Origin of the sequence: uncultured Romboutsia sp. (assembly GCF_958366745.1) — a bacterium.
GTDB classification, from domain to species: Bacteria; Bacillota; Clostridia; order Peptostreptococcales; family Peptostreptococcaceae; genus Romboutsia; species Romboutsia timonensis.
In genome coordinates, this window is the sequence record NZ_CATXCO010000054.1 from 1 (window position 1) to 12017 (window position 12017).

Here is a 12017-nt window from a genome sequence, read left to right on the forward strand (position 1 = left end):
AAAGATAATCGAAGCAGGAAGATTTACTCAAACTTCAACAAACAGTCAAGATGTTTCTTATATAGTAGTTAGTGAAAAACTTGCTGAACTTAGAGATTTAGTTTATGAAAGTTTAAAAGTAAAAGGTGAGGCAATTTTAGCTAATTTAACACCTGAAACTTCTTATTTAGAAAGATATGCAAAAATGTGGGTTCATTCATATGAAATGTATAAACAAGACCCAATTAAAAACGATAAAATATTCTTCAATGCTCCAGTTGCCATATTTGTAGCTTCTCCAAACAATGTAAATGCTGGTTTAGCTTCTTCAAATATGGAACTTATAACTAACGCCTTAGGTCTTGGTACTTTCTTCAGTGGTTTTTCAATAGTTGCTGCTAAAGACAATAAACATATCTTAGATTTCCTTGGTGTAAATAGTTCTGATGAATTATTATCATGTTTAGTAATAGGATATCCTGATGTTAAATACAAAAGAACAGTTCCAAGAAAAGATGCTGTTATAAACTGGATGTAATGAACTAGATAAAAAAATAATAGGTCTTTATGCCTGTGGTATGAGTGTAAGAGATATCCAATCTGAAATGGAAGAACTATATGGCATTGATGTGTCTCCTGCAATGATATCTAAGATAACAGATAAGGTTGTAGAGGCTGCCGCCGAATGGCAAAGTAGAGAACTTGATAAAATATATCCAATCGTACAGACAGCTAAGAAAATCACTATATTTATCTACCATGAAAATTATGGAGAAATGGACCTCTCCAAACCAAAATTGGGCGTCTACTTTAGGACAGCTTACAATTATGTTTGGAGAAAGGATACCTAACTCTTACACAATATAAATTTTTTTGAAATTATGGAAAATTTAGTGTATAAATAACTAAATTAAACACATAATAATTGTGTAAAGAATTCCAGTATTAGTATTTCTCAAAAATAAAAAAATATTACTGGAATTTGAAATTTCCAGTAATATAAATTATAAAAAATCTTATTTAAACAAATCTATAGACATTCTCCCTTGTGCTAACTAGATTTATCTATTAAATAAAACATTAAAGCATTACAAATGTGTAATGCTTTAATGTTTTAATAAACTATTTATTATAATTTATTTGAACACTTTGGACAATATATAAAATCTTCTTCAGTTGTATATCCACAGTTTGTACAAATCTTTACATTATCCTCTATTTGTCCAAAATCTATTTCATCTATATTAAGATTTACTTCTTCACCTTTTTCAATTCTTCTTCCTATTTCAGGAGCTATTTTAGATACTTTTTCACAGCAACTTGTTTTTATGTAATATTCCTTATTCCATTTTATTATTGGTATGAAGAAAAACATAAAATACCAATAAGTCATATATACTTCTATATTAGAGTACTTTCCACAACATTTACATACGTTTAATTGTTTAAAGTCTAGCTTCTTTTGATTTTGACTTACTCCCATTATAAAAAACAATTAATTCACCTCCTTATTGTAATTTCATCCACAATTATCATTATATATCATGAGTTTTTTTATTTGACCCTTTGCTTTTATATAACTTTTCTATATTATAACATTAAATCAATACTTACATTGTATTTAGTGTATTATGTAACTTTTTTTGTAAATATATTGAATTTATTAAGAGTTTGGATAGTAATAAACTTATTAGTATAGAAAATGGTATTAATGATATTAACTTAATAAATAATAAGTTTTAATAATACAACTTAAAGGAGCTAAAATAAAATGTTTAGCAATTGAAGTTTTACTTCAAATTAATGAAATTATTCTATAATTGGAAAATAATTAAATATTTTATATAATATAATTAAGTTAGCAATTGTTATACATTACGATAAAAATAGGGGGGAACATGAGAAATTTTTTTAGTAAAGATAAATTTAATATATTAGATTTATTAAGTTTAATAATCATACTAATAGGTTTATTTAAAGATAATATTATATATATATTTATAGGTGCATATATACAAATTGCTCAAAGAATATCAGTACATTTTAAAGAATATAGGAATACAAAAAAACTCAAAGTATATTTTATAATAGACTTATCTATATTTTTTATGATTACATTAATATTTATAAAAAATATATTTAGTATTTGTACGTAAATTTAATATATTATAAATTATTTATAGTAAGTTATAGAAGTAACCACATCTTAGAATTTAATCTATTGAAAAATCTAAGGTGTGGGTATTTTTATCTCATACTTATCACAAAGAAAGCTAACATAGCCTAAATATATTACTAAATAAATGTTACAATATAGATACATTCACAATTGTTATATAATACGAAATAAAGATACATTTGATATCATATAGATTCATAGAAATTTGTTGATTAGATGATTAGTATTATTATGTATATTTGTCATAAGTTAGAAGTTAATGTGATATATATGTAATATAAAGAGATAAAAATATCACTTATCTATATTGATAAAGGAGAATTTGTTATGATTAAAGAAAGAAAGTATACTTTATGTTTTTTGGGTTTTCTAAGTTTTTTTGGTTTTAGTGGTTTAAATGGTAATCCCTATAATTTACTCTGGTTTAGTTTTGCAGGATATTTCTCATATTTTTGGTGGGCTAAATTAGGACAAATTGATAATGAATCTTTAAAGAAAAATAAATCCAGAGCTTGTGTAATTTCATATAGAATATGCTTTGTTATAGCATTTGTATTAAGTATATTAGTAAAATTATCAACTATAAGTGTAGAATCAAGCTTTAAAATACAGATAATATTAATATCAGTTACTTTTGCAATAGCAACTAATTTATGGGCATTTTTAACTTGTAGATTTGAGGAACAATATTAATATAATGCGAAATATATTCTGTAATAATATTTAAATTAAGAAAATTAATGTGTATAATAAAGGTATCTATAAAAAATTAAAGGTTGTGATAAGATGAAATGGTCAGAAGTAAGGACACTTCACCCAAATAAATTTGTATTATTAGAAAAATTAAAAGAACATATTGATGGAAATTATAAATATATTGATGAAGTAGCACTAATTGATGTAATAGATAATGATAAAGAAGCTAGTGATTTGCTAGTAAGATGTAAAGGTGATAGATTTGTATATCATACATCTAAAGAAGATTTATGTATGGAAATTGTAAATATGCCTATATTAAGAGGTCGTTTAAGATGAATATAAGATACGACAATGGTTTACTTTTTATAGATATTAAGATTTCTTATCTAGGAAAATCTAAATTAATAAAAAATGTAGTTATAGATACAGGTGCAAGTCATACTATTATTTCTCCAGATATTGTTTCTAGTATTGGAATAAGTGCTTCCCCATTAGATAAATTTATAACTATGTACGGAATTGGTGGAGAGCACTATGCATATAGAAAGAAAATAGATTCTATTTCAATATGTGGAATGGATTTAAAAGATATAGAAATAGATTTTGGAGTTATAGATGAAAATGGAAATATAAATGGTTTAATAGGTTTAGACGTATTATTAGAGCTTGGTGTGTCTATAGATTTAAAAAATTTAAAACTAAAGTTATAAATATTAAGTTAAATTCTAAAATTTAATATAATGGAAAATAAATCAAGAGTTGTATTTATTCATACAACTCTTAATTTAGTTCGTATTATATTAATATTGTAATGTTAGCATAATCCAATAATCACTTTATATCTTTAACTTCTTGTGCCAAACCTACTACTCCACACACAGGACACTTTAACTTACGATAGTTTCCTGCATGAAAAGATATAATTTGGTAAAACTTTATTCTAAATTTAGATTTACAATTATTACAAATATATTCATGATTATTTATATGATTTAAAATAGCTAATACCAACGAAATAATAACTGTAACAAGTAAAACATTTTCTCCTAAGTAGATGTAAACTAATATATTTCCCAATATTAACCCAATATATATCAATAGACTTTTCAATATAATCCCCCTTCCCATTTAATTCAATTGAACAGTATATCTACTTTATACTATGTTCACAATTTATAACAATTGCTAAGTTAATTATATTGTATCATTTTCAACACTCATTTAAAACATAGCCATTATTTAAAATTTACTAATTTTAACCTTATGTTAAAATATAGCCCTATATTAAATTTTCGTAAACTTTTTGAGTAAATTCTGCATCATTTAAACCTCTATGAGAATTAGAAAGATAAGAAAGATATTCTTCATTACCTAATAACTCTAGTACTACATCACCTAACTTAGCACAAGGAGCATTCTCATCATATTGATCTTTATACCACTTTCTATACATTTTCATAGTACAAGACTTTTTACGATTAAATTCTTTTTTATAAACACGATTATAATTTTCGCATAAAAATCCATAATCAAAGTCAATATTATGAGCAACTAAAGGAAGTCCTCCTATAAATTCTATAAATTTAGGTAAAACTTCTTCAATAGGAGGCTTATCTTTTACCATTTCATTTGTAATGCCTGTTATATCAGTTATCTTTTGAGATATTTTTTGGTTAGGTTTTACTAACATCTCAAAGGTATCTGATATTTTACCATCAATTACTTTTACAGCACCTATTTCTGTAATTTCATTATTAATAGGGGAAAGCCCTGTAGTTTCTAAGTCAAAAACCACATAGTTTCTTTTATCCCTATATTCTTTTTCTTCTCTTTTTAATCTTCTTTCATATTGTACTAATTTTTCTTTTACATATTGATCAATTTCATATAAAGGTGTTCTGCAAATATTTAAATTTCTTTGTTCACTTTCTTTTAGCTTAGGTAAGTAAATGTCTTTTAGCTCAGTAAGATAATGATTAAACATAAAAGTTGATAAATTTCTTGAGTCATTAAGCATATCTACACAAACTTGAACCTTATATAAAGCGATTAAGTAATCTTCTTTAATAGTGATTTCAGCAAGCAAATCAAAAAGCTCATCATCATTAGGAGATACTTCTAATAGCTTACCTAATACTACTTTAAATTCTTTAATATTTTCTTCTACTTTATAGTCAACATTTTCAAGTGATTTTATTAACTCATCTTTTCTTTTAATTAAATCATCATAAACCTGTGAAGTTGAGTTTTTAGGTATTGTATCTAACTTATCATCAGATGTTTTGTTTAAGTCTAGATTTACAACCTTATTATTTAAAACTTTATCAAGTAGTAGAGCATCTTTATCTGAATAAGGCATATATCCTTTATTTACTAAGTACTTAATATATAAATTGTTATAATAAATAGCTATGCCTATATATACTATAGTTACTAAGATAGGGCTTAAAGGAACTATAACTATACATGCACTATATAATAAAATTTGTAGAGCAAAGTTTTTAAAGTCCAATCTAAATAAAGGTACTAGATATATAAAAAATAAACTTGTCCAAGAAAAACCCACTTTACAAGTTTTAGTTTTATTATCTTTATTTATTAAAGTTATATAATTATTAAAGTTACAATTACTCACGTTAATTTTCTCCTCCTTAAAATAAAAACTATAATATTATTATATAATTTTATTTTAAAACTGTATATGTTAAATAGTCTCTAGTATTTTAATTTAAGATTATATTGAGGTTTAATTTTTATCTAGAGCATCTATAGTAGATTATGGTAGGCGTAGTTTACGCAATTCTTTTATTCTTATCTATTTTTATAGGTATTATATTTTTCATTACTTATAGTAGTTTTTTATATAATAAGCAGCTTTACTTCAAATTAATGAAATTATTTTATAATTGGAAAATAATTAAATATTTTGTATAATATAATCAAGTTGGCAATTGTAATATAATGTAAAATGGGGTGAAGGGACGAATGGATGGAGTAGTATCAACAATAATAGGAGTAGCATTATCAAATTTAATTTGTAGCTTTTTATTGAATATATTAAATAACAATATGTGGAGTGTATTTAATGTAATACGAAAAGACTTAAATAAATTAACTAATAAAACTAGGGGTATTTTGAGTTTTTTAGGTTTTATTTTGGCAATATTGATAACTGTTGTGCTAAAGATAGTATTAAATATTAACTCTTTTGAAAATGGCTTAGTTTTAGGTTTTTTATTAGCAATAAAAGACACATGTTTTAAATATGATATAGTAGAAAATGCATAATATTAATATATTACGAATTATTTATAGTAAGTTATAAAAGTAACCACATTTTAGAATTCAATCTATTGAAAATCTAAGGTGTGGTTATTTTTATATCATATTTATCACAAAGAAAGCTAACATAGCCAAAAATTAAGAATAAAACATTAAAAAAGTAGTCTGAGGTTAACTAATCAGACTATTTTTAATATTTAAATATACTACTAAATAAATGTTACAATATAGATACATTCACAATTGTTATATCATACGAACTAAGGATGTATTCAATATTATTTAATTAAATATCTGTATATTAGTATTTATTGATTAAAAACTAATATACGGATATTTGTATTACTTAATTTTAACAACTACCTTGCATTATATAGTAGTATATGATAATATACATAAGTACTCTATAATACAAGGTGGTGGTGTGATGGAATTAAGTAAAGAAGTATTAAAGGGACATATTGATACTTTGATTGTGTCCATATTAAATGAAAAAGATTGTTATGGATATGAAATTGCAAAACAAGTAAGAGAAAAAAGTGAATTTGAATTAAAAGAAGGAACTATGTATCTTGCACTTAAAAGAATGGAGTCTAAGAATATAATTAAATCTTACTGGAGTAATGAACAGAGTTCAGGTGGTAAAAGAAAATATTATAATTTAACCGATGAGGGGAAAGAATTTTTAGCGTTAAAGAAACAAGAGTGGAGATTCATTAAAAGTGTCATGAATCAATTTTTAGGGGAGGTAGAATAATCAATGAAACTAATCGATGAATATTTAGACACACTATATAAAAAAGATAATAATAAAAGTACTTTAGAGTTAAAACAGGAAATGAGAGATCATCTTATAGAATCAGTGAATGATTTAAAGTTGCAGGGATTGAATGATGAGGAAGCGTGTAAAAAAGCAATTGAAAAATTTGATGATGGTATAGAAATGAAACAGGAATTACATAGTATAATAAAAGAACTTTCTTTATCGCTAGATAATCATAAATCTATAATAAAAGGAATTAGAAAGATAGTATGTTTTATAAGTATATTTGCATTTTTAACTTTTGGATTAATGTGGTGTTACAGTGACAGCCTACAAAAAAATAGAAATGAGTTAGGTAAATCATTTGATGAAGAAATAAGAATATTAGCTCAAAAATATGATATGACAAAGGTTGATGAATATAGGCAAGAACTTGAAAGTTTACTTAATGAAGATAAGTATAGGAAAATTAAAGCTTTTAGATTACATGTAGCAGATATGGAGGATGGAAACACTAGTTTAAGTTCATTAGGAGTAAATGCAAAAACTGTGTATGAAAAAGAATTAGATTATAACAGTACAAAGGCATATACCCAATATTTGGGATATGATGGAAAAGATTTTTTAGATAAGAGCGGAAATATAATAAATCCAAATATTTTTTCAGAATACTTCTTTTACTTTGAATCAAAAGCATTAATTCAAGTCTCACTTATAACGGGAGTACTTTCTCTTGTAAGTTATTTTATATTAAAGTTTAAAACTTCTTTAACAAAAAATAGTTCAATTTGATATTGCAATTAAGTACAAAAAATAATAAGTAAATTGACCTATTGATAAAATTAATTTTGATGAATGTATTTAACTAACAATATTAATATACTACGAACAAATTATATAAAAAAAGTATTATAGAACTCAAATGGCTTTTTTAAGAAAATTTTAGCGTTACCAGAGAAAATTCTACGGTAACGCTTTTTTTATTAGATGTTAGCAAAAAATTTACAGTAACGCTTCTGGCAACGGGGTAAATGTGTATATTTCAATGATTTTTAAGGGTGTTACCGTAGTTTAGGAAAAATCTTAATAGGTGTGAGATTAGAGGAAAATAAGATATGTTTACATATAATTTTAAATAAGTTTATGGTTTTGGTCCTTTGGTAACGGGAAGCAAAACTTTAACTTAAAATTACTCTATATGTTATAATAGATTTTATACAAAGTATAGATATTTACTAATAAGACATAATAGGGGGGGATATGATAATTGAAAAAATATGATCATGTAGAGGATTCCATATGGTTAGCAACTTCCATATTAACATATAACAGTTATATAAAACAAAGAGAAAATAATATTATAGATGCTACAGAGTTTTATTTTACTCAACCAGAGATAATAGCTAAAACAGAAAGTATTTGCACAAAAGATGTACATAATGCAAGAGTTTCGCAACATTGCAACGCGGACAGTCATGATAATACATATAATTATTTAAGAGCAAAAGATACATTAAGAAGAGTTACATATATAGGAGAATTCAATGGAGATAAAGAATATCCTACAAGATTTGATTTAAGTGATAAAGTAGATACTTTAGATGGAGAAAAAACAATAAAAGAGATTGTAGATTTTTTAAGCAATGATTATAAATCAATAATAAAGGAATATGATAACAATAAATTATTAGAAATTTTAAATTTCTTAAAAATATATGGAAAGAAATCATACAAAAACCCAATAAATGAAACAAATCCAATAGAAAAAGCAAAATTAGAAGAATTAAAGTTTAAAGGTCAAAATGCATTATCTTTGTTTAAAGATATGTGTATGTCTTTAGAAGATGAAAATTATAAAAATAAGTTATCACCAAAATGGTTAGATGGAAGTAACCGATATATTAGAGGATATCTATGGTCAGAATTAAAGCATAAGGATAAAAAAGATTTACCAACTAGTATATCAATAGTTGCAGAGAAAACAGATAAAGAAGCAAACTTTATTATATATTTAGAAATAAGAGATGAAGATGCTAGTAAAGAATATTATTTAAGACATAATAAATTCTTAGATAGTCTTGATATAGAAAATGAAGATTTTGAATACTTTATATTTACAGACCAAGGTGAATCACTTAATAATCTTAATAAATCTGAAATCAAAAAATATATAGAAACAAGAATGAATAAAGAAACTGAAAAAGTACGTATAGGAAAATCTTTTAGTTATGACTTTGTAAAAGATAATAGTAGTGAATATATAATTGATATTATGAAGGACACTGTAAATAGATTAAAAAAATACTATGAGATAGCTGTACAAGAAGGAGATAACATAGAGATGAGTACAACAACTAATAATAATCCTAAAAATCTAATACTATACGGACCTCCAGGTACAGGTAAAACTTATAACGTTGCAGATAAAGCACTAGAAATAATAGACTACGATAAATATAAAAATATTATAGAAAATCCTACAAAAAGAGAAGAAGTAGTAATAGAATTTAATAAATTAAAAGAGGATGGAATAATTGGATTTTGTACATTCCATCAATCCTACTCATATGAAGATTTTGTAGAAGGACTAAGAAGTGATGGGAGAGGTGGATTTGAGCCAAAGGATGGTATATTTAAACAAATGTGTGAAAATGCATCAATAAAAGCTCAAACAGAACTACCTAAATATAAATTTGATTCAAATAAAATATCAGTACATAAAATGTCCTTAGGGGACACAAATAACAGAGAAGATAATATCTATGAATACTGTATAAAAAACAATTGTGTATCTTTAGGATGGGGAAGGGAGATAGATTACTCAAACTGCAAAGATAGAGATGAAGTAAAGGAAGTATTCATACAAAACGTACCAGAATCAACAGGGAAAGATTTTGATATAAATGCAATAAATAGATTTAAAAATATAATGCAAGACGGAGATTTAGTAATAATATCACAAGGAAATCACAAGGCAAGAGCGATAGGGAAAATAAGTGGCAACTATTATTATGACCCTAATTCAGAAATTAGATATAACCACTTTAGAAAAGTAGAATGGCTATATAATGGAGAAGCAATAGATGTAAAAAGAATACTAAAGGATAAAGTATTCTCTCAACAATCAATATATACATTCTATAATGAAGATTTAAAGTTTGATTATATAAAAGAACTAATATCAGAAAAAACAGAGGTAATATCAGCTAAAAATTATGTACTAATAATAGATGAAATAAACAGAGGTAATATATCAAAAATCTTTGGGGAGTTAATTACTTTAATAGAAGATGATAAAAGAATAGGCGAAAAGAATGAATTAAAAGTAACGCTACCTTATTCTAATGATTACTTTGGAGTACCAAGTAACTTATACATAATAGGAACAATGAATACTGCTGATAGGTCAATAGCCCTTTTAGATACTGCACTTAGAAGAAGATTTGATTTTATAGAATATATGCCAAATGAAAATATACTTCCAACTGATATAGAGGGTATAAACATATCAAAGTTACTTAAAACAATAAATGATAGAATAGAGTTCTTATTTGATAGAGATCACAAAATAGGACATGCATATTTTATAAAAGAAAACTTACAATTTGAAGACTTAGTATCTATAATGAAAAACAAAATAATCCCTTTACTATCTGAGTATTTCTATGACGACTATGAAAAAATGGAGCTTATCTTAGGTGGAAGTGGAAAGGATAAAGATAACAATTATTTATTAAATAAAACTACAATAAAGGCAAATTCTTTATTCAAGAAAAAGTTATCTCATATATATCCTGACCAAGTTAAATATACAGTAGTAGAAAACCCTACTGTAAATGCTTTTATAAATATCTATTCTGATGTAGAAATAGATGAATATATAGACGAAGACTTAGATAATGAGGCATAAAAGTATGAGACATATAACAATATATGAGTGTTTTGATACTTTACAAATAACGAAAAATCCTACTGAGAATACAATAACAGTTGAAGAAGCTGATGAGCTAAATAGATATATAATAAAGGAAAGCTTAAAACAAAGTAATATATCATGGGGAAGAAATAGTATTACATTTATTAACTATGTAGGATTTATCAAACTATCTACGGTATCTATTGAAATACTACCTAAGATAAATATAAGCTCAAAGGAACATCATAAAAGTAGAAAAGCATTAATAAATATACTTAACAAAAGTGGAATAATAAAATTTAATTATTCCAACGTAGGAATGCTTAATATGTACAATATGAGCTTAAATGAGATATTAACGCTTATTTTTGCTAAAACACTACAAAGAGAACTAGTAAAAGGACCATATTTAGAATATGTAAACATAGAAGAAAATTCAAAAGCGTTAAAAGGTAGTATTGTAGTAAAAGAACATATAAAAAATATATCAAGCTGTAGAAGTGATGTTTATTGTAGATATGAAGAATTCTCTATGAACAATAAATTAAATCAAATATTAAATACATGTATTAATAAAAGTATTAAGGATGTGAAAAACTCTGATACTATAAAAATACTAAATCATTTAAAGGTAGTATACTCTGATGTATCAACTATTGATATTACCAACAAAGAAGCCATGGATTTTAAATTTACTAGGCTTAATTCTAGATTTGAGTCAAGTTTACTACTTGCTAAAATGATATTAAATGGTTATTCATCAATAGGAAACAAAGGTGATTACAAATCTTTTGCAATACTATTTGAGATGAATGAAGTATATGAAAGGTATATTACAAATTTATTGAGTACATATTTAGATGATTATATAGTACATCCTCAACATAATAAATACAAACTATTAAGAAATGAGAAAACAAGTAAAAATATATTCTCTTTAAAGCCAGATATAGTAATAGAGGATAATAAGAAGTATAAAATAATCATAGATACGAAATGGAAAAAGATAGATGCAAATACTGTAAGGCATGGTGTAAAGAGAGAAGACTTTTATCAAATGTATGCTTATTTGACTAAATATGAAGACGCAAATGCTGCAATTTTATTATACCCAAGTAATGAAAATATACATAATAATGGTGATCAGTATTTGGAGTCATGGTTTTTAGAAGATGAACAGTCAAAAAAGATTAGAGTAT

13 protein-coding genes and 1 pseudogene are annotated in these 12017 nt (G+C 24.9%); 11 read left to right on the top strand and 3 right to left on the bottom strand.

From position 1 onward, the window contains the following. On the top strand, nt 1-517 hold a 517-nt coding region (locus Q5F54_RS05575; RefSeq protein WP_302334079.1), incomplete at its 5' end, for a nitroreductase family protein. Then, nucleotides 513-704, top strand: a pseudogene (locus Q5F54_RS05580) (transposase); the annotation flags it as partial. The gene Q5F54_RS05575 and the pseudogene Q5F54_RS05580, both read left to right, overlap by 5 nt. A 404-nt stretch (nt 705-1108) precedes the next feature. Here the strand turns inward: Q5F54_RS05580 and Q5F54_RS05585 are convergent. Further along, entirely contained in the window at nt 1109-1474 is a 366-nt protein-coding gene (locus tag Q5F54_RS05585; protein ID WP_071120589.1) for a zinc ribbon domain-containing protein, read from the bottom strand. 403 nt (nt 1475-1877) lie between these two features. Between Q5F54_RS05585 and Q5F54_RS05590 the strand changes: the two genes are divergently transcribed. The 4 genes from Q5F54_RS05590 to Q5F54_RS05605 all read left to right on the top strand — a co-directional run bounded on the left by Q5F54_RS05590 (nt 1878) and on the right by Q5F54_RS05605 (nt 3567). After that, a complete protein-coding gene (locus Q5F54_RS05590; protein ID WP_071120588.1) occupies nt 1878-2135 on the top strand; it encodes a hypothetical protein in 258 nt (85 codons plus the stop codon). 350 nt (nt 2136-2485) lie between these two features. After that, nucleotides 2486-2851, top strand: coding sequence for a DUF3796 domain-containing protein (locus Q5F54_RS05595; RefSeq protein ID WP_071120587.1), 366 nt, complete (start codon nt 2486-2488; stop codon nt 2849-2851). A 93-nt stretch (nt 2852-2944) separates the two neighbouring features. Continuing rightward, nucleotides 2945-3193, top strand: coding sequence for a hypothetical protein (locus tag Q5F54_RS05600; RefSeq protein WP_281537960.1), 249 nt, complete (start codon nt 2945-2947; stop codon nt 3191-3193). Continuing rightward, the gene (locus Q5F54_RS05605; RefSeq protein ID WP_281537959.1) at nt 3190-3567 is read left to right on the top strand and encodes a retropepsin-like aspartic protease; all 378 of its coding nucleotides are present in this window, start codon (nt 3190-3192) and stop codon (nt 3565-3567) included. Before Q5F54_RS05600 ends, Q5F54_RS05605 begins: the two co-directional genes overlap by 4 nt. 121 nt (nt 3568-3688) lie before the next feature. Here the strand turns inward: Q5F54_RS05605 and Q5F54_RS05610 are convergent, their stop codons facing one another. Next, nucleotides 3689-3967 carry a hypothetical protein gene (locus Q5F54_RS05610; RefSeq protein ID WP_071120583.1) on the bottom strand — a complete coding sequence of 93 codons (279 nt, stop codon included), beginning with the start codon at nt 3965-3967 and terminating at the stop codon, nt 3689-3691. A 169-nt stretch (nt 3968-4136) separates the two neighbouring features. Beyond that, nucleotides 4137-5492: a PolC-type DNA polymerase III gene (locus tag Q5F54_RS05615; protein WP_302334080.1), complete on the bottom strand. Its 1356-nt coding sequence runs from the start codon at nt 5490-5492 to the stop codon at nt 4137-4139. Nucleotides 5493-5842: 350 nt separating this feature from the next. On the opposite strand from Q5F54_RS05615, the gene Q5F54_RS05620 reads away from it, so the two are divergent. From Q5F54_RS05620 to Q5F54_RS05640, 5 genes are all read left to right on the top strand, one after another. Beyond that, nucleotides 5843-6145 carry a hypothetical protein gene (locus tag Q5F54_RS05620; protein WP_302334081.1) on the top strand — a complete coding sequence of 101 codons (303 nt, stop codon included), beginning with the start codon at nt 5843-5845 and terminating at the stop codon, nt 6143-6145. 421 nt (nt 6146-6566) lie between these two features. Next, a complete protein-coding gene (locus tag Q5F54_RS05625) occupies nt 6567-6896 on the top strand; it encodes a PadR family transcriptional regulator (RefSeq protein ID WP_281537469.1) in 330 nt (109 codons plus the stop codon). A gap of 3 nt (nt 6897-6899) precedes the next feature. Then, a complete protein-coding gene (locus Q5F54_RS05630) occupies nt 6900-7694 on the top strand; it encodes a permease prefix domain 1-containing protein (protein ID WP_302334082.1) in 795 nt (264 codons plus the stop codon). Nucleotides 7695-8169: 475 nt separating this feature from the next. Beyond that, nucleotides 8170-10812 carry an AAA family ATPase gene (locus tag Q5F54_RS05635; RefSeq protein WP_302334083.1) on the top strand — a complete coding sequence of 881 codons (2643 nt, stop codon included), beginning with the start codon at nt 8170-8172 and terminating at the stop codon, nt 10810-10812. A 4-nt stretch (nt 10813-10816) separates the two neighbouring features. Further along, a partial coding sequence (locus Q5F54_RS05640) for an McrC family protein (RefSeq protein ID WP_302334084.1) occupies nt 10817-12017 on the top strand: 1201 nt, incomplete at its 3' end.

Bases quoted from the DNA above. Each gene is read 5' to 3' on its own strand.
- Q5F54_RS05630 (WP_302334082.1), top strand. From the start codon at position 6,900: ATGAAACTAATCGATGAATATTTAGACACACTATATAAAAAAGATAAT.
- Q5F54_RS05595 (WP_071120587.1), top strand. From the start codon at position 2,486: ATGATTAAAGAAAGAAAGTATACTTTATGTTTTTTGGGTTTTCTAAGT.
- Q5F54_RS05605 (WP_281537959.1), top strand. From the start codon at position 3,190: ATGAATATAAGATACGACAATGGTTTACTTTTTATAGATATTAAGATT.
- Q5F54_RS05620 (WP_302334081.1), top strand. From the start codon at position 5,843: ATGGATGGAGTAGTATCAACAATAATAGGAGTAGCATTATCAAATTTA.
- Q5F54_RS05590 (WP_071120588.1), top strand. From the start codon at position 1,878: ATGAGAAATTTTTTTAGTAAAGATAAATTTAATATATTAGATTTATTA.
- Q5F54_RS05600 (WP_281537960.1), top strand. From the start codon at position 2,945: ATGAAATGGTCAGAAGTAAGGACACTTCACCCAAATAAATTTGTATTA.
- Q5F54_RS05625 (WP_281537469.1), top strand. From the start codon at position 6,567: ATGGAATTAAGTAAAGAAGTATTAAAGGGACATATTGATACTTTGATT.